A 21261-nucleotide genomic window follows, 5' to 3' on the forward strand; every position below is an offset into this window, starting at 1 on the left:
AATCATCTTAGCTCGTTTCCCGGTCTGCTACGGTGATAGGGAGAGAAAGAAGCTTCTTTAAATTTCAGATATTAAATGTGCGGTTTGGCATTTTTACAGTCTACAATCTACAATCTACAATCTACAGTCTTGAGTCTAACGTCTAAAATCTAATATCTCACTTCTAACATCTCATATCTATTCACCCGTTCATTCCCAGCAATTCTTCTACATAAACCCTGGAATTCGAAAGTCTGGGAATTTTGTGCTGGCCTCCCAACTTGTTGTTTTTCTTCAGCCAGTCGTAAAATAATTTTTCCCTTGCCTGGTGAATTTTTGGTTTGTTGAGGGTCATGTTGTTGAAGCGCTTGGCTTCATAATCACTGTTGATGTTTTGAAGGGCCTTGTCAAAGGTTTCGGTAAAAAGGTTGAAATCCTGCGGCGGAGTCTTGAATTCAATGATCCATTCGTGTGCCCCTTTTTCTTTTCCTTCCATAAAAACAGGAGCAGCGGTATAATCCACAATTTCTGAACCTGTAATTTCAGAGGTTTTTTTCAGGGCTTCTTCTGCATTTTCGATGATGAGTTCTTCCCCAAAAACATTGATGTGGTGCTTGGTTCTTCCGGTAACTTTGATGCGGTAAGGTTTCAGGGATGTAAACCGAACGGTATCCCCAATTTTATAACGCCAAAGTCCGGCGTTGGTAGTGATAAGGATAGCGTAATTTTTTCCGGTTTCAACTTCAGCTAGCGGAATAATCTTTTCATTTTCTGTTCCGTACAAATCCATCGGAATGAATTCATAGAAAATTCCGTAGTCGAGCATTAACAACAATTCTTTGGAGTTGTTTTGGTCCTGAATAGCAAAAAAACCTTCCGAAGCATTATAAATTTCATAATACCTGAAGTTGTCGCGCGGCAATATCTTTCTATATTGTTCGGCATAGGGTGAGAAATTTACTCCCCCATGAAAATATACTTCCAGGTGTGGCCACACTTCAAAAAGACTTTCTTTACCCGAAGCTTCCAGTACATTATTGAGTAGCACCAGCATCCACGATGGTACTCCTGCAAGACTGGTCACTTTTTCTTTCATGCTTTCCTTCACGATGGCTGGCATTTTTACTTCCCAGTTGCTCATTAGGGAGACTTCATTTCCGGGGGTACTGCTGTATTCTGCCCAAAAAGGCATATTATCTATAAGAATAGCCGAAAGATCTCCATATTGGGTGCCGTTCTCACAGTAAAGTTCCTTGCTTCCTCCCAGGCGCAGACTTTTTCCGCTAAACATTTGAGATTCGGGATTATTATTGAGGTACATGCACAGCATATCTTTTCCGGCGGCATAATGACATTTTTCGAGAGAATCTTCACTCACCGGGATGAACTTGCTTTTAGCATTGGTAGTGCCACTCGATTTAGCAAACCACTTTATGGGCGTAGGCCAGAATATATTGCTTTCCCCTTTACGGCTGCGTTCAATATCTGCTTCATAATCTTCATACTGCCGCACAGGAACCCGTGCCGCAAAATCCTCATAGCTGGTGATGGAAGCAAAATCGTATTTTTTGCCAATTTCGGTATTTTTTGCTTTGGAAATTAATTTCTTCAGAAGTTCGAATTGGACCTCATGAGGGTATTTAATAAATAATTCCATTTGATGAATTCGCTTCTTAAGAAACCAGGAAGCTATGGAATGAGCTAATGGAATTGGCATTTTTTCTAGTATCTTTACGGCCGGATTTTTAGTCGCCGGCGCTTATTGGTTGGCTGGTTAAAAATAAAACTATTCTTGAAGCTTACAAAAATCGAAAGATATAAAAAATCCCCTGTTTATGAATTATGAAGGTGTCCTTACAAAGATGAAGACTGAATTGCAGGATACGGTACAGTATTATCTCATTTTTGAATCCGATTTCCTGAATATGAATCAGTTGCTGGGTAAAAAGATCTCGATCAACTTTTTACGTTTTCACTGCCTTGGATGCCATAAACAGAAAAAAATCTTTAGAAACGGAGTTTGTTATAACTGTCTCACCTCACTTCCGGAAATGGGAGACTGGGTAATGCGTCCCGAATTGAGCAAAGCTCATCTTGGCGAGCAGGATCGGGATCTTGAGTATGAGCAAAAAGCCCAGTTGCAGCCACACGTGGTTTACCTCGCTAATTCCAGCAATGTGAAAGTAGGGGTTACAAGGAAAAGTCAGATTCCCACCCGGTGGATTGACCAGGGGGCTCATGAAGCGATTGAAGTGGTGGAAGTGCCTAATCGTTATCTCGCCGGAATTACTGAAGTGGCTTTAAAGCAGCATGTCTCCGATAAAACCAACTGGCGGCAAATGCTCACCAATAACCTCAAAGACCTAAACCTGGAGGAAATAAAGGAAGAGTTGAAACAGTACATTCCGGAAGAAGCAAAAGAATATTACCTCGGAAATTCAAAGGAGCTGGAAATAGCTTTTCCGGTACTGGAATATCCTCAAAAAATAAAAAGCCTGACCCTGAAAAAGACTCCGTTTTATGAAGGAGTTCTCAAGGGAATCAAAGGGCAATACCTGATTTTTGATGACGGCATGGCTTTTAATGTGAGAAATCACGAAGGCTATGAAGTGGCTCTATCGGTGAAGTAGTGACCGTAAGAATAACCAACAAGGTCTTTTTTTGACCTTGTTGGATTTCACCAGTATTGCCAGGCGCAGCCCAAGCAATTTGTTTAGTCGGAGCGCCTCCTGTCTTAGTTTGCCGCGGTCGATGAAAAAGCTCCCTCGCAAAGACGATCAGCTATTGAGAGAGCAGTCTACTTTCCATTTTTCGGAGGTGAAGCCGATTCATCCGTTCATTGCGAGGCACAGCCGAAGCAATCTGCTAGTCCGGATTTACTTATTGTTGGTCGTATCCTGCTTCTTCTTCTGTCCTCCTAAAATTCCTCCCAGCACTTTTCGGGCAGCATCTTTAACTGCTTCCTGCTGATTCTGCTGATTGGTAGCGGTGGTGTCCCTTCTTTGTGTCTGATTAGTAGCAGTGGTATCTTTCGAAGACCGGTTTCCACCCAGAATGCCTCCTAAAATGTCTCTTCCTTTTTCCTGAAGATTTTCCTTTTGGCTGTCAATGATCTTTTGGGAAAGGTCATTTACTGCCTGCTGCATGTTCAGGTTGATACTTGGACTCTGGAAATTTCCACTGATTCCAACCGGTAAAGTCACCGTAGTATTTTCCAGTTCCTGAGAGCTTAATCTGGAAAGCGTATTCCCTACCTGACTTCCTAAATATTTAGCAGGAACCTGGAGGTTCACATTATAATCCATAGACATATCAAACCCGTGGCTTCCACCGGCAGTGGCATTGATCCCTTTGATGTTAAATTCAAATGGCTGCACTTCCACGCGTCCATTGGTGAAAGTAAGTTTGGTTTGCAGATCTTTTAGGTCGAGATTATTGAGGTCCACAAATGTTAAGCGTTGATCGAGGTTGGACAGTAACGGAGTCTGCTCCGGATTTACCCGGGCATCCAGGATTTCTGCCAGTGCATTTCCGGCGAGAGTTTGCAGCTGGGGCGTAAGATCCTGATTCAAATTTCCGCGCAGGTCGATCGCTGTAGTAAGTTTTCCTTCCAAAGCTCTCGCAATAGGGGCTAAATTCTGCAGTAATTCCATATCATTAAAAGCCTGAGTGATCCCTATGGAATTCAGGTTGAGGTCCATGTTAAACGTGGGAGGTGACTGGCGCGTAGAAACAGTTCCGTTCAGTGAAATATTTCCACCAAATATATCTGCGGTAACATTGTTTAAAGTGGCGGTTTCATCCTGAATTCCCAGATTTCCTTTTGCATTTTGAAGTACGAGGTTATCATATAAAACCCGGTTTGCTGTAAAATCCAGCTGCACATCCAGAAATGACGGAATTTTAATGGCTTCTCCGGTAGTTTCGGTGGTTTGCGGAGTGGTTGATTCTGCTTCTGTTTCTTCAGAAGTTGTTTCTGTTTCAGCAACCATAAAATCATTCACTGAAAAGGTATTGGAGTTTAGCTGAAATCTTCCCTTCAGGTTTTGATCTGTAAATAAATATCCCATCAGGTTATTGATGGTTCCTGAAAGTGCCATATCTGTCTCACCGGTAGTCGCATTAAGATTCTCCAGTTGTACTGTTCCAGGCTGGAAATTAAGGTTCGCAGTTGCCAATCTAATTTCGTTTGGAAATTCCGGAGAGGCATAACTGAAATCCCTGATCGTAGCCGTACCACTGCTCTTGACATTCTGGTACTGTTCATTTTCCACCGAATTCATATCAAAACTGGTAGTAACATCTGCAGTTACAATTCCATTTAGATCCTGCTCAAGTTCCAGTGGATACGCCTGATCCAGGTTTGCCAGGTTGATCGTTCCCTTTGCTGCAAGGTTTACGAGCATATTTTCGGTTAGATTACGAATGTTTCCGTTGGCACTAAAAACGTCCTGATCTATTCTAAAGTTCAGTCTGTTGATGTTGACGTAGGTATCTTCCGCTAAGCCGGTTTCATTTTTAATTTCCGTAGAAATTGTGATGTCTTCTACACTTTTCGGAAGGTCGGGATATTTAAAGGAGGCATTTTCCGAAGAAATATTGATATCCATTCTTGGGATATGTGTTTCATCCACAATTCCCTGGATCACCCCGTTTACTACAAAATCTCCGCTGGTTTGTACATCTTCGATGTTTTTGGAGTACTCTTCGGGAATAACGGCTAAAAAGTTTTTAAAGGACGAAGAAGGGGTTTTAAAGGAAAGATCAATTTCATTATTATCTTCATTCACCTGCACAAATCCGTCGAAAGTGAGCGGTAACTGATTAATTTTTGCTTCGTTTTCAAGAAAACTGAACCTCATATTTTCAAGATCCATTTCAAAATCGGCATCCAGTTCTATGCGATTCTGACTAAGGTAGTTGGTGCCGTCCATCGCAAAACTTACCAGAGCTGTGGAATATGTACTCAACTCAGATGTGGAAGCAGAGAAATCTCCGGTTCCTTCATGATTTAGATCTTCGACGATCAACTGCATTTTTGCTCCCTCATCAAGGTAAACAACCCTGGAATTATTGATCTCGTAATGTTGTACGTCAAACTGGAATCCGCTGCCGGTTTGCGTAGAATCTGCCAGCGGCGCATCGTTTTCAATAGCAATGTCATAGTTGGCATTGCCCAGAGAATCGAGTTTTATATTTAAATCTGTGTCATTGATGGTAAGGGCATCCACCTGCATGGGTTCATCACCGCTTTTGAAAAGTTCCCAGATCGACATTTGCAGCACAATTTCTTCACTTGAAGCCAGCGTATCCCCTTCAAAAGGAGCATTGTTGACCACCAGCAGTTGTTCGATTCCCAAAGTGGCATCGGGAAAGTTCCTGAACAGGCTCAAGCTAATATCATCAAAGGTGACCTGTGCGTTTACATTTTCATTGATGGTTTTTCGAACCATATCCTTGATTTGGCCTTTAAAAACAAAGGGGGCCAAAAACAGAAGAAGCAGGATCACTCCCAGTACAATTCCGGTTATTTTTAAAAACTTTTTCATATTTCGATTTTTTCAAAATTTAATTCTTCGCCTTTTTCAAGATTGAAGCGCTTTCTTAGCGCATACACGGCAGCATAAAGAAAAGGCGTATCTGTAATTGCTACCAGTACTTTAAATAAAAATCCGCTTAACAACAATCCACCGAAAAGCGACCATTCAATTTTATTAAAACTACACAAAAGCAGCAGTACAGTTGCGGTATCCACCAACTGCGATAGAAAGGTGGAAAAATTGTTTCGCAGCCATAAATGTTTTCCTTTTGTAAGTCTTTTCCAAAAGTGGAATAATTGTATGTCAATATACTGTGCCAAAAGGTATGCCATCATTGAAGCAAAGACAGCAATGGCGGTTGCGCCAAATACCGTCGTGAACAGGGAATCATCTACAGGAGACCAGGTGGTAGCAGGAACTTCGGCCGAAATATACACGATAAGAAGGGAAAAAAAGGAAGCAAAAATTCCTGTGGTGACCATTTGGTTGGCTTTTTTTCTTCCGTAGACTTCACTCACAATGTCAGTAATCAAAAAAGTTATGGGGTAGGGCAAGATTCCCACAGAAATTTCAAACGTATAAATTCCCAAGAAATCCCAGTAAAAGAATTTCTGAAAAATGAGGTTGGAAACCACCAGTGCGGTGATGAATAATCCCCCGAGCACAAAATAAATCCTGTCTGCAAATAATCTGTCTTTTAAGCTCAAATTTCAAACTCTTTCCCACAAAGTTAATAGTATATGAATTTGTTTTGTTTAATTTGCCGGGAAATTACCTGAGCACCACCTTAAAAATTTCATAAATCTCTTGAATCCGCCTAGATTAGTACATATAGCCCTGGGAAGCAATCGGGGCGACCGCTTAGATTATCTCCAGAAAGCCATTTTTGAAATTCAGTATAATATCGGGGAAATCACCGCAATATCTTCTGTTTATGAAAATCCCGCGTGGGGTTTTGAGGGAAGTGCTTTTTTAAATGCCTGTGCGGCTGTGAATAGTAGGTTTTCTGCGGAAGAAATTCTTTACAAATTACTTAAAATAGAGACTTCTTTAGGACGGGAGCGAACTCTGGGTAAAGGTTACCAAAACAGAACGATCGATCTGGACATCATTCTTTTTGAAGAAGAGATCATTGCTTCTGAAAAGCTGGTGGTTCCACACCCACAGATGGAAAACCGGAAATTTGTGTTACTGCCACTCGCTGAAATTGCCCCGGAAGCTAAACATCCTGTCAAAAAGCAGAAAATAAAAGAAGTTTTAACTGCTTCTGAAGATGCTTCGGAGATTTCAAAAATATCAACAGGATTAAAAAAGCCGGAAAGTTTTAGCTTTTCAGGATATAATTACATTGCAGTCGAAGGAAATATTGGTGCCGGAAAAACCAGTTTTACCACCATGGTCTCGCAGGATTTCAATGCAAAATTGATCCTGGAGCGGTTCAAAGACAATCCTTTTCTTCCGAAGTTTTATGAAGACCAGGCACGCTATGCTTTTTCGCTGGAAATGTCATTTTTGGCAGATCGTTATCAGCAGCTGTCAGATGATTTGGCGCAGTACGATTTGTTCAAGGATTTTGTGATTTCAGATTATGATGTTTTCAAGTCGCTTATCTTCGCAAAGATCACGCTTCAGGAAGATGAATATTCGCTGTACCACAAGCTGTTTAACCTGATGTATAAGGAGCTCGTAAAGCCCGATCTGTACATTTATCTCTACCAAAACACAGATCGCCTGCTCGAAAACATCAAAAAACGAGGCCGCGATTATGAACAAAACATCAAGCAGGATTACCTCGCCGAGATCAATAAAAGCTACCTAACGTTCATTAAATCCCAGCCCAACCTAAACGTGAAGATCATCGATATTTCTGAACTGGATTTTGTAAATGAGAGAAAGGATTATTTGAAGTTGTTACGCGAGATAAAAGCCCCCTAACCCCCGAAGGGGGAATATAAGCTGCAGTCTTTTGTATATTGTACTGGTTTTACAACTTACATTATACAAATTACAATATACTTTTTATTCCATCTCACATCTCACGTCTCAGATCTAAAATCTCACATCTTCGAAAACACATCCCACAAAACCACTCCGGCGCTAACTGAAATATTGAGAGAATGTTTGCTGCCGAGCTGCGGGATTTCCAGGACTCCGTCGCTCGCAGAAACTATTTTTTGTTGCACGCCTTTCACTTCGTTTCCAAAGATGAGGGCATAAGTGATTTCTTTTTCAGGCTGGAAATCGTTTAGCATGGTGGCATTTTCTGCCTGCTCTACCGAGAAAGTTTTTACTCCGTCTGCTTTCAGTTTTTCTACTACTTCCAGTGCATTTTCCACATATTCCCAGTTGACCGTTTCTGTAGCTCCCAAGGCAGTTTTCTGAATATCTTTATGAGGTGGCGTAGCGGTGATTCCACAGAGATAGATCTTTTGAATGAGAAACGCATCTGAGGTACGGAAAATGGATCCGATATTGTTCAGACTGCGTACATTGTCTAAAATGACGATAATCGGAGTTTTTTTTGCTTCTTTAAATTCTGAAACAGATTTGCGGTCGAGTTCGCTGTTCTTGAGCTTTCGGTTTTCCATAGCCGCAAAAATAGGAATATTAATAGATATTTTGTTCCGGAGAAAAGGTAATGGCGGTGCAAGACTGTTCTTTTTCAGCAGTAAGTCGGTTTTCAAGAAAGGGATTTTATAACTTAGTTTCCTGAACTATTTTATAACGATTAAGATGAAAAAATATCGCCCGGTCTTTCTGCTTTCCCTGATTTTAAGTACTTCCGGAATTTCTGCACAAGAGATGACTCTTCCTCTATGGCCCAACGGAATCCCGAACAGCAAAGAATCCGATGAAAAAGAGGTTTCAGAGACGGGTGATATCAACTGGATAAGGAATGTTCAGGATCCTGACATTGCTGTTTTTCTGCCCACCATGCAAAGTGCTACCGGGCAGGCTGTGGTCATTTGCCCCGGTGGCGGCTACGGCGGACTCGCATACGACTGGGAAGGAACGGACATTGCGAAATGGCTGAATTCCAAAGGTATCGCAGGGATCGTGCTGAAGTATAGGTTACCGAATTCTGAATCGGTTGAAGTAAGCTATAAAGCTCCGCTTCAGGATGTGCAGCGGGCGATGAGACTGGTGCGGGCAAATGCCGAAAAATGGAACGTCCATCAAAATAGCGTCGGAATTATGGGTTTTTCCGCCGGCGGACATCTGGCTTCTACTTTGGGAACTCATTTTGATCATGAAGATGTTTTCAAAAAAGATGCTATAGATTCCTTAAGTGCAAGACCTGATTTTATGGCTTTGGTGTATCCTGTGATCACCATGAACAGTGAATTTACCCACCAGGGCTCCAGGAATTCTTTGCTGGGAGAAAATCCTTCCAAAGAATTAGTGAAAGAATTCTCCAATGAGTTGCAGGTACAAAACAACATGCCGCCCACCTTTATCATCCATGCTACAGATGATGATGCAGTGCCCGTGGAGAATGCTCTGCTGTTCTACAAAGCTTTAAAAGATCAAAATATTAAAGCAGAAATGCACATTTATCCTGAAGGAGGCCACGGATTTTCACTTGGCCTCGGCAAAGGATACCTGGAAACCTGGCCCGACAGATTGCATGATTGGCTGAAAAAGATGAATGAGAGTCAGGGTGAGCCATCGAAGAATTAATCTCAACCAAAGTATATCCTCGCACTTAATATCCGTGCATTCGCGGCTTTTGAATTAAAACTAAAAGAAGTATCAAATTGAAGCACTTCGCAATCCATGCCACTGGACATTCAGAAAATAATCGGTTTGAACAACAACTTTTAAACGGAAATGCGGTGCCAGCACTTTCTGATCTAAAAGGGAAGGAGGGCGTTGTATTTTCTGAAGCAGTGCTTGAAAAATTTTTGGAAGAGGATTACCGTCACGGTTATTCCAAATTAAATGCTGAAAAAGATCGTTCTATCCGGACATTCTCAAGCGGGGAGAAACGTAAAGCTTTATTAATTTACCTTTTAAACCAGAAACCAGATTTTCTTATCCTTGACAATCCCTTTGATTGCCTTGACAGGGAATCGGTAAAAATGTTGAAAAGGAGATTTGAGGAGATTTCAGAAAAGGTGCTGATTGTTCAGCTGTTAAAAAGAACCGAAGATCTGCTTCCGTTCGTGGCAGAAGTATTCCTGTCGGAAGAACAAAAATTTATAGCCGTAGATGATTTTCTGAAGCTTCAGAAGAAAAATCAGCAGGATCAGGATCTTTTTACAGAAATTCCGCCGGCACCAGGGGAGTATGTTGATATTCCGGAAATGCTGGTGGAAATGAAGAATGTTTCTGTTAGCTACAATGAAAAACCGATCTTAAAAAACATCAACTGGAGCATTAAAAAAGGGGAATTCTGGGAACTTTCGGGACCTAACGGCTCTGGCAAAACTACGCTGCTGGATATGATCTACGGCGATAATCCCAAGGCGTACGGAGTAGACCTCTTTCTATTCGGCAACCGAAAAGGCAGTGGAGAAAGCGTGTGGGATATAAAAAAGAAGATCGGTTATTTCTCACCTGCCATTACAGAACTGTTTAAAGGAACTCATACCATTGAACAAATGCTGATTTCTGGTCTGGTAGATAGTGTAGGGTTGTATCAGAAACCTTCAGATAAACAGCTTTTTCTGGCTCAAAAATGGCTAAAAACTCTCGGACTTCTGGAGAAGAAAAATAAGATTTTCAGGTCTGTTCCCCTTCTGCAGCAAAGAATGATTTTAATTGCCAGGGCGATGATAAAACACCCACCCCTGCTCATTTTAGATGAACCTTCGACTTCCTTGGATGAAAAATCGGCTTTAACTTTGACAAACCTGATCAACATTTTTTCAGAAGAAAGCGAGACAGCAATTCTGTATGTTTCCCATCGTCGGGAAAAAGGGCTGAATCCGCAGTTTGTGTTGGAGTTAACGCCTTCAGCAGAAGGTTCGACCGCAAAAGTTATCAAAAACTAAATGTTTTCAGAAGATAAATCCGTTTCTTTTCCGCAGTATATCAGGATTTTTGAGTGTATTGAACTGTGGATAAATGCCGGCGTAAAATTTCAAACCGAAGGCAGGAATAAGTATTTTAGCAGGGAATAAAAATCCCATTTCCGTGTCAGCAAAAGCAGAGAAGAAAGTTACTCCATTAATGAAGCAGTACAATGCCATCAAGAAGAGATATCCTGATGCCTTGCTGTTGTTTAGAGTGGGCGATTTTTACGAAACTTTTGGGGAAGATGCCGTTAGAACGGCGCGAATCCTCAACATTGTGTTGACCAAAAGGGGCAATGGCAGCGAGAATGAAACCGCTTTGGCTGGATTCCCACACCATTCCCTCAACACGTATCTGCCAAAATTGGTGAAGGCAGGAGAGCGGGTGGCGATCTGCGATCAATTGGAAGACCCTAAAATGACGAAAAAAATTGTCAAAAGAGGGGTGACCGAACTGGTAACGCCCGGAGTTGCTTTGAGTGATGAGGTGTTGCAGAGTAAATCCAATAATTTCCTGTGTGCCATTCACTTCGGAAAAAGGGAGAACGGAATCTCTTTTCTGGATGTTTCCACCGGGGAATTCCTTACAGCGCAGGGAACTTCAGAATATTTAGACAAATTACTTCAGAATTTCAATCCCAGCGAGGTGCTCGTTCCGAAGAATAGGAAAAAAGATTTCCTGAAAGTTTTTGGGGAAGAATATCATACCTTTTATCTGGAAGACTGGGTTTACAAGCAGGATTACGCTTATGAAACCCTCAATTCCCACTTCAATACGAAATCTCTGAAAGGCTTCGGAATTGAAGACCTGGAGGAAGGGATTGTGGCTTCGGGGGCGGTGCTGTATTATCTGGGAGAAACCCAGCATCACAAGCTGCAGCACATCACCGGAATAAACAGGATTGCTGAAGATGAATACGTGTGGATGGATCGTTTCACCATCAGGAACCTGGAATTATATCATTCTACTGCTGCCAATGCAGTGACCCTGCTGGAGGTCATAGACAAAACAACTACCCCGATGGGTGGGCGCATGCTGAAACGTTGGCTGGCACTGCCTTTAAAGAATATCGAGAAGATCAGAAAGCGGCACCAGGTGGTAGAATACCTTATCAATAATCCTGTAGATCATCAGAAGATTCAGCATCACATCAAGCAAATCAGTGATCTTGAGCGACTAATTTCCAAAGTAGCCACTGGAAAGGTGAATCCGCGGGAAATCGTGCAGCTAAAGAATTCTTTGGAAGCCGTGGTGCCGGTGAAAGCTTTGGCGTCAAATTCTCAAGATGAAGCTTTAAAAGTACTTGGCGATAATTTGCAGGGCTGTGATATGCTGAGAAACAAGATCAAAGAAACTCTTTTTGAAGATGCACCCGTGAATATCCTGAAGGGAAATTCGGTTGCCAAAGGTTTTTCTGAAGAGTTGGATGAATTGCGGGATATCGCATTTTCAGGAAAAGATTACCTGAACGCGATGTTGAAAAGGGAGACCGAAGCCACCGGAATTACCTCCCTGAAAATTGCCAGCAATAATGTTTTTGGATATTACATTGAAGTCCGGAATTCCCATAAAGATAAGGTTCCGGAAGACTGGATCCGTAAGCAAACCCTGGTGAATGCCGAACGCTATATCACACAGGAACTAAAAGAGTACGAAGCTAAAATCCTCGGGGCCGAAGAGAAAATTTTACAGTTAGAGCAGCAAATATTTCAGAAGCTGGTGATCTGGATCGGCGATTACATTCAGCCGGTACAGCAAAATGCCCAGCTAATAGGTCAGTTGGATTGCCTTTGTTCTTTTGCCCAGCATGCAATTTTCGAAAACTATTGCAAGCCTGAAATAGAGGAAGGTTTTGAGCTGCAAATCAGGAACGGGCGCCATCCAGTGATCGAAAAACAACTTCCGCCGGGAGAGCCTTACGTAACCAATGATATTTTCCTTGATCGTGAGGAGCAGCAAATCATCATGATCACAGGGCCGAATATGAGTGGTAAATCGGCTATTTTACGGCAGACGGCACTTATAGTGTTGTTGGCACAGATGGGAAGTTTTGTTCCGGCAGATGAGGTGAAAATCGGAATGGTAGATAAAATCTTTACAAGGGTTGGGGCCAGTGATAATATTTCGATGGGGGAATCAACTTTTATGGTAGAGATGAACGAAACTGCGAGCATCCTGAACAATTTATCTGTAAGAAGCCTGGTGCTCCTGGATGAGATTGGCCGTGGAACCAGCACCTATGACGGAATTTCCATTGCCTGGGCGATCACCGAATATCTTCACGAGCATCCCGCAAAGGCAAAGACACTTTTCGCCACCCATTATCACGAGCTCAACGATATGAGCGAAACCTTTAACCGGATCAAGAATTACAATGTATCGGTAAAAGAGCTGAAGGATAACGTCCTGTTCCTTCGGAAGCTGATTCCCGGCGGAAGCGAACACAGCTTCGGAATCCACGTAGCGAAAATGGCCGGAATGCCACAGCAGGTGCTGCACAGGGCAAACAAAATCCTGAAAAAACTGGAGCAATCCCACGGAATGCAGGATAATGGAGCCGTTTTGAGGAAATCGGCTGAAGAAGAGATGCAGCTAAGCTTTTTTAATCTGGATGATCCTATTCTTGAAGATATCAAAGAGGAGATTTTACATATAGATATCGACACCCTCACTCCGGTAGAAGCTTTAATGAAGCTCAACGAGATCAAGCGAATGCTGGTGGGGAAGAGTCTGAAGGCGAAAGCGTAATTTCAGTAGGCAATCTTTAGTGCTCAGTTTTCAGTAAAATGATTCAGGAAATAAATGTAAATAATAAGGATTGATAAAGTCCGAATAAAGATAGTTGAAATACAGCAGGTTAGGGATGGAAAACCTGAAGCGCCTGATTACGGGTTAAATTTCTCCGGAAAAATCATTTTATTTTTCCAAAAAGTCTTTGAGATTATAAGATTTATACTAAATTTGCATCCGCAATTAGCAGTTGCGAAAGCACGTTTAGCTGTGTAAGTTCATTTACAAATCGCGAAAATAGCTCAGTTGGTAGAGCGCCACCTTGCCAAGGTGGAGGTCGCGGGTTCGAATCCCGTTTTTCGCTCATTATAAACCTTCCACGCTCGGATGGTGGAATTGGTAGACACGTTGGACTTAAAATCCAATGGGAAGAAATTCCCGTGCGGGTTCAAGTCCCGCTCCGAGTACTTTAAACCCTGTTAATCACCTGATTTACAGGGTTTTTTGGTTTTTAAAAAGAGGTTTTCCCGACCTTTTCCCGACATTATAAAAATTCCTACTTATTTATTTTTATTACAATTTTTTGGTGGATTTTGACATCTCCTTCATCAAAAAAAGAAATTGAGGAAAAAGAGATTAATAGTGAATCAAATTCTAAAATCAATTCAATTCTTTCTTTTCGTTATCTTTAATTAGTTAAGAAAGACAGCATGTTTTGGAGCGTTTCGCAGTTTTCACTCTTCAGATAAGGGCAAAGCTTCTAGGACTTTACAATTACGTGCTTCGCGAAGCAGATTCACAATTGGGCCAGATCTTCTTCACCTGAAGGCCATTGCGCTACCCAATGCTCAGGCGAATGCTGTTTTCAAAGCTTTCTCCGTGACATACCTGGATGGAACTTTTCAAAGCTTTCAATCACTAATTCTACTGGAACCAATCTCCTCAAGGAGTCGCCTGATATGGAAGGATCTTTCCCCTAAAAGATATAAACAGGTAAACCGTCAAACTTTACTGGAGTTCTTAAGCCAGCTGATGATCGGGTTCGAAAACCTGGAGAATCACCAGATAAAAGAACTGGTAGATCATTATTTCATCCTCAGAAATTCAGAAGGCAACATCCAAACCTTATCCACTAAGAACATCTCCGACTGGCGCATGAACAAAGCTGCTTACCTAAAGGAGATCTCCAGGATTTTTCAACAGCATTTATAAGGTAATTACGATTAGATTACCTGTTACTATATTGATGGACAGGGATTTTAGTTGGTCATTTGTATCTATAACCAAAGGAACAACACCAGGTGTTGCCTTTTTAAAATTAGAGATCATGGATGATTTAAACCTAAAAGACCGGTTGATCCGCATGGAACAATTGCTCACAGCAAACAAGAAAGTACTTACCCTGGAGGAAGCCTGCCGGTATACCGGCATATCAAGGGCCTATATGTACAAGCTTACTTCATCAGAAAGAATACCCCATTCCAAACCCGGTGGCAAGATGATCTATTTCGACAGGAAGAAACTTAATTCCTGGCTCCTTAGAAACCCAAAACCTTAGTGCTATGAACGGCTATGAATTTTCCAGGACATGGTTTGATTTCAGCTTTGTCAACCCCGGCAAAGTGAAGCCGGTTCATACTGCTGTTTATTTTTTTGCCATAGAACGCTGCAACAGGCTTGGATGGAAAGAGGAATTTGGTTTTCCAACCGATCTGGCAATGGAAGCTTTGGGGATAAAAAATTACAAAACCTATATCGGGACGCTACAGGATCTGGAAGAATGGGGTTTTATCAAGTGGATCCAGAAAAGCAGGAACCAGTACACTGCCAATGTCATTGCTTTGGTAAAAAACACCGAAGCACCACCCAAAGCATTGGATAAAGCATTGTCGGGGCACTGTACAAAGCAAGTCCGGAGCATTGCGAGTATAGATAAACAATTAAACTATAAACAAATAAACCATAAACTATTAAACCAGGAATTTTTTTTAAAAAAGCCATTGCTAAAAACAAAAAGATCTGAAGTGCCAAAAGATCAGCTAAGCTTTTATGATTGGGCTTTTAAATTTCAGGAGCTATTTCTGAAAAACTTAAAAAACAAAGGCGCGCCAACAAAAAAAATAGAAATGGCAGGCCTTAAGGAGTGTCTGGAACCGATTAGACTAATGATCGAAAAAGACGGGGTTTCAGAGAACCAGTTACAGCTTGCCTATGATTTGCTGAATGGCCCCGATGAGTTCTGGAAAGGGATTATCCTGGACACCGATAAACTTCGGCAAAAGATAGGGCAACTGATCGCACAGGGGAAAAAACCCATGAAAACAGAAAACATGGACCTCAGGGTCCGGCAAAAAATAAAAAACTATGATTAAGTCAGCTTCTGAAATCCTATCACCGGTAATTTCCCCGCCGGCAAAGGTTGCAAACAACAACCGGAAAGAAATAAGCAAACAGTTTTTCTGGAGATTGTTCCAAAAGACAGCACCTGGTTTTAAGATCAAAAAAGAAAACGAAGCGGTTATCTTTACCATCTTCCGCTACTTTTTACTCCAGCCGGATTTCAATGCTTATGGAACCATAAAAAATAAGGCAAGCCTTGATAAAGGTTTGTTGGTGTATGGAGACTATGGCGTTGGGAAATCCACCTTGTTCGATGTTATCCATGAAGTTGGAAAGGTGATCTTAAAGCAAAAGGGAAATACCCAACTCTGGTTCCCCCGAATTTCAACAGTTCATCTGCTAACCCTGTTTTACCAATCACAAAAAGACAACACCAGCAATTTTAAACTGGAAAGCTACTACCGGGGCAAATTGTACCTGGATGATCTGGGAATAGAGGATAAAGCCTATAACCGGGAAGAAATCATCGGGAAATTGCTTTTTGAAAGGCATCGCAGGAAATTAAAAACCTATGTGACTACCAATGAAAATCCATCGGCTATTGCTGCCAGGTATGGAAATCACATAGGAGACCGGTTGCCGGAGATGTTCAATATCATCAAATGGGAAGGGGAAAGCTGGCGAGAATGATTCGAACTTAAAAGTCCTCACCACATTTCCCACGCCTTCGCAAAAGCTGCGTCTTAGGGAAAAGAGGTTCGTCCGAACAGCGGATGTAGAAGTAAGCCAGAATAGAAATCATAATTCGGAAATGCAGCAAAATTGAACTTAGAACAGATATTCAAATAAACCTGGTATAGAAGGCTTGGCTTACCTCCACGCCGACTTTGTTAAGGATTATTTTAACATAAGCAATGGTTAAATATATGGTTTTCATATAGTTACCCTTTATTTTTTTTGGCTCAATACTAACAAATGATGTTAAAATTAATGTGAGTTCACCGTAAGTTCACTGTTAATTTGTGAGTTTATCGTGAGCTTGTTTTTTGTATTTTTAATTCACCGATGCTCCTTAGTTCGTATTGGTAGTTTGACTTTCGTATCCTTTATAGTTGTTTCATTTAAACAACAAAAGCTATGCGTACCAGTCAAACCTTTTCAATTTCTTTTTTCATTCGCAAAAAGAAAAAACAACCAGAACTCGCCCTCCTTTATGCCTGAGTAACCGTTAACAGCAAATCCTTAGAAATTAGCCTAAAGAGGACTATACCTGTAAGCAGGTGGAGCCAATCGGCCGGAAAAATGTTGGGCAATGGTGCGGAAAGTTACCAGATCAACAAAAAGCTGGATGAAACCAGGACTTTGCTATACAAGGCATATGATGATCTTCTAAAACAAGATCAGGTCATTACTGCTCATCTTATCAAAAACTGGTACTTAGGAACCGATCAGCAGCATCATACTTTACTCTACCTTTCAAGCTATTATGATGAAAAAATGTCCGGTGTTTTGAAGTATGGGACCATGAAAAATTACAGGACTACAGAAAATTACCTGAAGGAGTACCTGAAAAAGCAGCACCGTACTTCAGATATCTATTTAAAGCAGATTGACTACCAGTTTACCTTAGGCTTTGAAAGTTACCTTCGTTCACTGTCTAGGCTTCAAAATAACGGTGTCATGAAGCACATGGAGCGGTTTAAGAAGCTGATGCGACTGGCGGAACATCTAAACTGGATAGAAAAGAACCCCACCGTAAGATTTAAGCTTCGCTTTGAACAGGTGGATATGGTATATCTATCCAAACCGGAACTTGAAAAGGTCAAAAGCGCAGTATTTGAAAAAGATGTTTTAAATATTAACCGCGATATATTCGTTTTCGCCTGCTATACTGGCCTTCCCTATGCCGATGCCAGAGCCTTAAGTACAAATCATCTTCAAATTGGAAAAGATGGCAAGAAATGGATCTATACCCGCAGGAGCAAAACCAATACTGCCGTTCGTATTCCTTTACTGGAAGAAGCTGAAAGGATTTTAGATAGTTTTAAAGATCATCCCAAAATTGACGGTACAGAAAAGCTGTTGCCGGTTTACTCCAACCAAAAAACAAATCAGTACTTAAAGGAAATAGCCAAAAAGGCAAAGATCAGGAAGGAGCTTAAGTTTCACGCTGCCAGGCACACTTTTGCCACCACAGTAATTCTGGCCAATAGGATGCCTATAGAAACGGTTTCAAAGCTGCTGGGTCACACAAAACTATCTACGACCCAAATTTATGCCCGGGTGATTGATTCTAAAATAGCCAATGATTTTGATAATTTGAGGTTGAAGTTGAACGGTTTAAAATAGAAATGGTGGCATGGTTATTTGCCTCTCCCATTATACCAGTAAATTCAGTACTTCTTTATTTTTTCTTTCTCTAGGTAACCGAATAGGTGACTTTAGAATGATATTCTAAATATAAAAAACATTAATCTAATAAGATTAAATTTTATTAGTATCCAATCAGTTTATCTAAATATTAGGAATTGTCAAATTCTTGTACTGTGATCTCGTAATTAATTGCCAGATGTTAGGAGGTAAAAAATTTCTTATAAGCACCTTCTTTTTCACCCTGTAAGGGCAAAGGGTGACGTAGTACTACAAATAGTTGCCGTATTTAGAATGCTATTAGGAAAGGAATATCTTTATAGGGAAATCTTAATTTTAATCGGGAACTAATTTATTCCAGACTGTCAAGGTTATTAAGCTTCTTAAAACAAGAAAATGTTTTTTATATTAATTGATTTAGGAAAAATAGTTAGCAATAATAACATTACCCCTTTTGTGTCCAGTCTCAATGTATTTATGTGCATCACCAAGTTTCTCCAATGTAAACTGCCGATCGACAACTGTTTTGAGCTTTCCTTCCTTATAAATGTCAAGAACGTTAATAAGAAGTACGCGTAGTTTGTCATTACCTTTCGTTCCTGTAGCCTGAAAAATGGCTTTTTTCTTCCTAGTTAATGAAGTCTTCAGCATATCAATCAGAAGGGACATCTTTAGAACAGGAGATAAGTAAATCCCTTTTTCCGAAAGAATTTTCCGGCATTTTTTAAAGGAGCTTTTCCCTACTGTATCATAGACATAGTCGAATTTCTGTCCAGATTTCGTAAAGTCTTTTTTTCGGTAGTCCATAAGCTCGTCTGCCCCAAGAGATTTCACCAGTTCAAAATTTCTGGAACTGCATACCGCCGTTACATGACTGCCGAAGTATTTGGCGATTTGGACTGCCGAGGTACCCAATGCGCCAGAAGCTCCATTGATTAGTACCCTCTCACCGGGTTGAACTTCGGCTATCTCTTTAAGGAAATTATAAGAAGTAAGATGACCATCACCAAAGCTGGCCGCTTCATTGAAGTCCATATTCTCGGGCATTAGCAGGACAACTCCATTTCCAGAGACCGTTAGGTATTCGGCATTTGCACTAAATCCTAAAGTGGTTTCTCCAAAGACCCTATCCCCCACTTTCAGGCTATTGACTTTGGTACCCACCTCCTCAACTATTCCGGCAAATCCTGTACCGGGAATAGGATGTTTGGGTTTCTTAAAGCCAAGAAAGAGCCGACCTATATAGGGTTTTCCTGTACGCATCATCGTATCGGCAGTTGTAGCCGATGATGTTTTCACCTTTACTAATACTTCATTGGGACTAGGGGTTGGAATTTCCACCTCTTTAAGCTGAAGCACATCCGGGGAACCATATCCCATAGCCAGCATTGCTTTCATTTTTTTATTCTTCATAATTTCTCATTTATTATCATTTCGACAGATTTTATCAAGAAAAGGGACAACTATGATGTGCTCTCAGCGGAATTTACAATTCTTTCAGTTTCTTTCTCGTTTTTGAAATTCCATTTGAGTCCAAATAACGGTCCTAAAAATCCTATTCTCCTAATTAGGAATTCATAAATGAGATAACATCCTATTCCTGTAAATATAACTATAGCTACAAATTTTAATAAAACCGGTATCTCCAGGGGCAAGATCATCATGGCTCCTGCGTAGAGGACAAACATGTGAATGATATAAACAGGATAGGCAGCCCTACTCAAATAAGCCAAAATTGTGCTCGGTCTATTCAAATATTTGTATCCCAATCCAAAAAGTCCGAAAATCCAACAATTGGATTCTATTGCGACTAAAAAACCAATGGATGGTACTTCCATTAAGCGGAAGGTATACAGAACAGCTGCCAGGGCAATGTAAAGCCATCTCCATTTTAAAACCGTTACCCAAAAGGCTTTCCCACTATATACGAAGATAAATCCAAAAAAGAAGGCCAGGAGTCCAATAAAGAAGCCATGCCATGTTTCCGCGTACAATTCAAAGATTTGTGGTTTAGTTATAACAATTTCAAGTACAAAGAAGACGGAAAGTGCTAGAGGACCGATAGGATTTCCCATGAAGAGGGATAAGCCTTTTGCAAATCTGCTTTCCGTTATTCTCTTCAGGTAAATGAATAGCGGCAACAGTATCAATACATACGCAACAATGTTTCCTAAGAACCATAAATGTCCCTGATGCGCATAATAACCTAACGGAAGGTTATAATACTTCTGAAAAATGAGAAAATGTAAGGGGGTTATTGCGATGATCCCGAAGAGGAACGGCAGCAGGATTCGTTTACTACGCTCTAGCAGCAGTTCTTTCCAGTTGCGTTTTTGGATGGCAAAATAAACGCCCATTCCCGAAACGTAGAACAGCAAAGGAATGCGCCATACATTTAGCATGCTCATTGGTTTCCACAAACCTTCCACTGCTTCATCACTCCTTATGAAACCCATTAACATGGCCCATGGCTGGAAGACAATGGCAATGTGATAAATTAGAAGCAATCCTATTGCGATTACCCGCAGCCAGTCAATATCGTATCTTCTTTGTGTTTTCATCGTTATTCTGGATTAATAATTTTACTGCAACATCATTGCAATGACAGGACGATTCTTTTTAAGCTCTTCCATATCGAGGTGCAATCCTAATGGTGACAGCTGCTGCTGCATCATTTCGTAGATCGGCTTGACCTCTGAAAATGAACCCGCTACAGTTTCCCTTGGTGTCGCACCAAAATTGTTTCGAAGGGTCCTATCGGCTTTGGCATCTATTAGCATTTGTACAATCTCTATTCGGCCAAAGAAGGCGGCAGTATGAAGGGGAGTAGATCCGTCATTATTTTTGATGGAAAGATCTGCGCCCGCATCTATTAATTCCTTAGCAATTTGCGTCTTACCGAATACTGCTGCGGAATTTAATGGTGTAGAACCGCTAAACTGGTCTTTTGTATTGATATCAGTTCCGGCTTCAATATGTTGCTTTATCACCTCAAGGTTATCAGACATTGCAGCAGTGTGAATGTCCATTTCAGGTTTCTCGATCACAGCCTGATCATTGGATCTTTTACTGTTCTGACTGCAAGCAGGAAATAGAACGGCAACCATAATTAGGCTCATAAGTACTCTTAGAGAATTAGCTTTAAGTGTTTTCATAATTTTAAATTTTTGGTTTTTTAATTATTAATTTTGCTTAATACAAAGATGAATTAAGGAAGGATGCAGGACATAAAAACCATGTTGCCAAAACCATAAAATTTCGATCAGGCATAAAAATTATGACG

Annotated in this window: 17 protein-coding genes, 2 tRNA genes and 1 pseudogene; 13 read left to right on the forward strand and 7 right to left on the reverse strand. The window is 41.0% G+C overall.

The features are described from left to right. Positions 1-181: 181 nt before the first annotated feature. A complete protein-coding gene (locus IE056_RS02110) occupies positions 182-1696 on the reverse strand; it encodes a GH3 auxin-responsive promoter family protein (RefSeq protein ID WP_189602964.1) in 1515 nt (504 codons plus the stop codon). Between the two features lie 118 nt (positions 1697-1814). On the opposite strand from IE056_RS02110, the gene IE056_RS02115 reads away from it, so the two are divergent. Further along, the gene (locus IE056_RS02115) at positions 1815-2609 is read left to right on the forward strand and encodes a DUF2797 domain-containing protein (RefSeq protein WP_189602965.1); all 795 of its coding nucleotides are present in this window, start codon (positions 1815-1817) and stop codon (positions 2607-2609) included. A 246-nt stretch (positions 2610-2855) separates the two neighbouring features. On the opposite strand, the gene IE056_RS02120 is transcribed toward IE056_RS02115, so the two are convergent. Further along, on the reverse strand, positions 2856-5528 hold the full coding sequence (locus IE056_RS02120; RefSeq protein WP_189602966.1) for an AsmA family protein: 2673 nt from the start codon (positions 5526-5528) through the stop codon (positions 2856-2858). Further along, on the reverse strand, positions 5525-6226 hold the full coding sequence (locus IE056_RS02125; protein WP_189602967.1) for a queuosine precursor transporter: 702 nt from the start codon (positions 6224-6226) through the stop codon (positions 5525-5527). Before IE056_RS02125 ends, IE056_RS02120 begins: the two co-directional genes overlap by 4 nt. Positions 6227-6326: 100 nt before the next feature. Between IE056_RS02125 and folK the strand changes: the two genes are divergently transcribed. Continuing rightward, positions 6327-7454, forward strand: coding sequence for a 2-amino-4-hydroxy-6-hydroxymethyldihydropteridine diphosphokinase (gene folK / locus IE056_RS02130; protein WP_189602968.1), 1128 nt, complete (start codon positions 6327-6329; stop codon positions 7452-7454). Positions 7455-7576: 122 nt separating this feature from the next. On the opposite strand, the gene IE056_RS02135 is transcribed toward folK, so the two are convergent. Beyond that, the gene (locus IE056_RS02135) at positions 7577-8107 is read right to left on the reverse strand and encodes an RNA methyltransferase (RefSeq protein WP_189603401.1); all 531 of its coding nucleotides are present in this window, start codon (positions 8105-8107) and stop codon (positions 7577-7579) included. Positions 8108-8252: 145 nt separating this feature from the next. Between IE056_RS02135 and IE056_RS02140 the strand changes: the two genes are divergently transcribed. The 11 genes and pseudogenes from IE056_RS02140 (at position 8253) to IE056_RS02185 (ending at position 17957) form a co-directional block, all read left to right on the forward strand. Next, the gene (locus tag IE056_RS02140) at positions 8253-9200 is read left to right on the forward strand and encodes an alpha/beta hydrolase (RefSeq protein WP_189602969.1); all 948 of its coding nucleotides are present in this window, start codon (positions 8253-8255) and stop codon (positions 9198-9200) included. Between the two features lie 77 nt (positions 9201-9277). Further along, entirely contained in the window at positions 9278-10516 is a 1239-nt protein-coding gene (locus IE056_RS02145; protein WP_189602970.1) for an ATP-binding cassette domain-containing protein, read from the forward strand. A gap of 178 nt (positions 10517-10694) precedes the next feature. After that, positions 10695-13286, forward strand: a complete 2592-nt coding sequence (gene mutS, locus IE056_RS02150) for a DNA mismatch repair protein MutS (protein WP_189603402.1) — start codon at positions 10695-10697, stop codon at positions 13284-13286. Positions 13287-13559: 273 nt separating this feature from the next. Further along, positions 13560-13632 (forward strand) — tRNA-Gly (locus IE056_RS02155). A 17-nt stretch (positions 13633-13649) separates the two neighbouring features. Beyond that, a tRNA-Leu gene (locus tag IE056_RS02160) sits at positions 13650-13735 on the forward strand. 412 nt (positions 13736-14147) lie between these two features. Then, a complete protein-coding gene (locus IE056_RS02165) occupies positions 14148-14480 on the forward strand; it encodes a hypothetical protein (RefSeq protein WP_189602971.1) in 333 nt (110 codons plus the stop codon). Between the two features lie 115 nt (positions 14481-14595). After that, positions 14596-14826 (forward strand): helix-turn-helix domain-containing protein, encoded by a 231-nt coding sequence (locus IE056_RS02170; RefSeq protein WP_189602972.1) that lies wholly within the window; start codon positions 14596-14598, stop codon positions 14824-14826. Positions 14827-14830: 4 nt separating this feature from the next. After that, on the forward strand, positions 14831-15640 hold the full coding sequence (locus tag IE056_RS02175) for a phage replication protein O (protein WP_189602973.1): 810 nt from the start codon (positions 14831-14833) through the stop codon (positions 15638-15640). Further along, positions 15633-16298 (forward strand): P-loop NTPase family protein, encoded by a 666-nt coding sequence (locus IE056_RS02180; protein WP_189602974.1) that lies wholly within the window; start codon positions 15633-15635, stop codon positions 16296-16298. The genes IE056_RS02175 and IE056_RS02180 overlap by 8 nt, the downstream gene beginning before the upstream one ends. 543 nt (positions 16299-16841) lie before the next feature. Next, a pseudogene (locus IE056_RS18735) lies at positions 16842-17024 on the forward strand (site-specific integrase); the annotation flags it as partial. Between the two features lie 6 nt (positions 17025-17030). Further along, the gene (locus IE056_RS02185; RefSeq protein ID WP_373297277.1) at positions 17031-17957 is read left to right on the forward strand and encodes a site-specific integrase; all 927 of its coding nucleotides are present in this window, start codon (positions 17031-17033) and stop codon (positions 17955-17957) included. A 438-nt stretch (positions 17958-18395) separates the two neighbouring features. On the opposite strand, the gene IE056_RS02190 is transcribed toward IE056_RS02185, so the two are convergent. From IE056_RS02190 to IE056_RS02200, 3 genes are read right to left on the reverse strand one after another with little or no spacing between them, the layout of a single operon-like run. Next, positions 18396-19391, reverse strand: a complete 996-nt coding sequence (locus IE056_RS02190; RefSeq protein WP_229793625.1) for an NAD(P)-dependent alcohol dehydrogenase — start codon at positions 19389-19391, stop codon at positions 18396-18398. Positions 19392-19441: 50 nt separating this feature from the next. Then, the gene (locus tag IE056_RS02195; RefSeq protein ID WP_189602975.1) at positions 19442-20539 is read right to left on the reverse strand and encodes an acyltransferase family protein; all 1098 of its coding nucleotides are present in this window, start codon (positions 20537-20539) and stop codon (positions 19442-19444) included. A 21-nt stretch (positions 20540-20560) separates the two neighbouring features. Continuing rightward, entirely contained in the window at positions 20561-21133 is a 573-nt protein-coding gene (locus IE056_RS02200; protein ID WP_189602976.1) for an ankyrin repeat domain-containing protein, read from the reverse strand. Positions 21134-21261: the final 128 nt, after the last annotated feature.

This window comes from Salinimicrobium marinum (assembly GCF_014651535.1).
Classification (GTDB): domain Bacteria; phylum Bacteroidota; class Bacteroidia; order Flavobacteriales; family Flavobacteriaceae; genus Salinimicrobium; species Salinimicrobium marinum.